Genomic DNA, 2,023 nt, shown 5'->3' on the forward strand with positions numbered 1-2,023 from the left:
GCCGATCACGGCGATCGCTGCGTTGAGTTTCTGAGACATGGCGTGCTCCTTGTCTTGAGCGCCCCTTGCCAGCTTCTCGTGCTGGCAGGGCCGGACCACGGCCGGACCATCCCATTAGCCGAAATTCGCGCCTGAAAGAGGGGCGCCGCAAGCACGGCCCGGATTGCGAGGGTTGATCAAAGTCAACGACGGGTTGTTCGTTGCATTCCAAATCGAATGACGACACTATTTAAAGGCGAGTTGTGTTCTGGATTGGGAACGGACATGCATCTTTAATCAAACATTGGAGAATTGCGGTGAAGTTTACCCGGCGCTTCGTCACACTGAGCGGTTTGAGCTTGCTTGCATCTTCCTCAAGCGCACTTCGCGCCAATTGGGATGGCCCTATTACCAATGCGATGGAGGCGACGGACGAGTTCTGGCTCGCTACCGACGCTTACGTTTTCGGTTATCCGCTCGTGACCATGGAGATGACGCGTCGGATTATTACCAACGTGGCCAGCGTCGAAGGCACACACGGACCGATGGGGCAGATCATCAGACTGCGCGAATACCCGAATGCATCATTTAGAGACGTAACCGCCCCGAATGCCGATACGCTCTACACCACCTCGTTTTTTGACGTCGGCAAAGAGCCGTGGGTGCTGAGCATTCCTGATATGAAAGACCGCTATGCGCTCTTCCCGATGCTGGATGGTTGGACGACAGTCTTTCAAGTGCCGGGCAAGCGGACCACGGGAACAGCCGCGCAGACTTATGCGATTACCGGGCCGAAATGGAAGGGAACGTTGCCGCCCGGCGTCAAAGAATATAAGTCGCCCACCAACATGGTTTGGCTGCTCGGGCGTATCTATTGCACCGGCACGCCGGAAGACTACTCCGCGGTGCACAAACTACAGGATGAGTGCAAGCTCGTGCCGTTGAGTTTCTACGGCAAGCCCTATACGCCGCCGGCGGGCGCGGTCGATCCATCAATCGACATGAAAACCGCCGTCCGCGAGCAGGTCAACCGCATGACCGCGAAGGAATACTTCACATTGCTCGCGAAGCTCATGAAAGACAATCCACCCGCCCAAGCAGATGCGCCCGAACTCGCTAAGTTTGCCAAGATCGGACTTGTTGCAGGGCAAGACTTTGACGCGAACAAGTTTGATCCGGCTTTTGAAAAGAGGGTGCCACAAGTCGCATTTGATCGGATCATGCTGCAGTTTAAGATTGGCAAGCCCGTCAAACACATCAACGGTTTTGGATACGATGACGTGACTGGCATTTATGGGACGGACTACCTCAATCGTGCGTTTGTGACCGCTATTGGCCTTGGCGCGAACCGAATACAGGACGCCGTCTATCCGACTTCGCAAAAGGACGCTGAAGGCAAGGATTATGAGGGCAAGAATAAATACGTCATGCACTTTCCTAAGGGCCAGTTACCGCCTATCGACGGTTTTTGGTCTCTGACAATGTACAATGCCGACTACTTTTTTGTTGAGAACCCGCTCAACCGATATTCGCTAAGCGCAAGACAAAATCTGAACGCTAACCCCGATGGTTCGGTGGACCTCTATATTCAAAATGCCTCGCCTGGACCGGACAAGGAAAGCAATTGGCTACCGGCTCCGTCGGGCAAGTTCATTTTGATGCTTCGGATGTATTGGCCGAAAGAGAAATCCCCCTCGATCCTCAATGGCACATGGAAGGTGCCCCCGGTGAGGAAGGTCGCCTGAAGTAGTCGGCGCTTCTCCGGCTTCGAACCCGCCTTCCAAACGGGAGGCGGGTTTTGTTTGTCTGGTTTAAGATGTCAGCTTCTGGCCCCGGAGCTGACGTTTGCTTGTGCCCCGACCAGGCCTGCTTTCAGTGGGTACCCATGTTCAAGGTTGGGCGATGAGGCGTCGGTTCAAACAGACAAACACCCTAGAGGTCCGTCTTGNCGAAGAAGCGACTCGCCTACGTGATAAAGCCGCACTGCTTCCACCTGGGGCGGCTCGTGAGGAGCTGCTACGAAAGGCCCGACAGGCCGAGACCG

The 2,023-nt window shown here is 55.1% G+C and carries 1 protein-coding gene; it reads left to right on the plus strand.

Annotation, left to right across the window (positions count from 1 at the left end; translation table 11 throughout):
• The first annotated feature begins 296 nt into the window (after window positions 1–296).
• Window positions 297–1,724: a DUF1254 domain-containing protein gene (locus A3M7_RS0137670; protein WP_027548495.1), complete on the plus strand. Its 1,428-nt coding sequence runs from the start codon at window positions 297–299 to the stop codon at window positions 1,722–1,724.
• Window positions 1,725–2,023: the final 299 nt, after the last annotated feature.

It is taken from the genome of Bradyrhizobium sp. WSM2254 (assembly GCF_000472645.1).
In the GTDB taxonomy this organism is placed as follows: Bacteria; Pseudomonadota; Alphaproteobacteria; order Rhizobiales; family Xanthobacteraceae; genus Bradyrhizobium; species Bradyrhizobium niftali.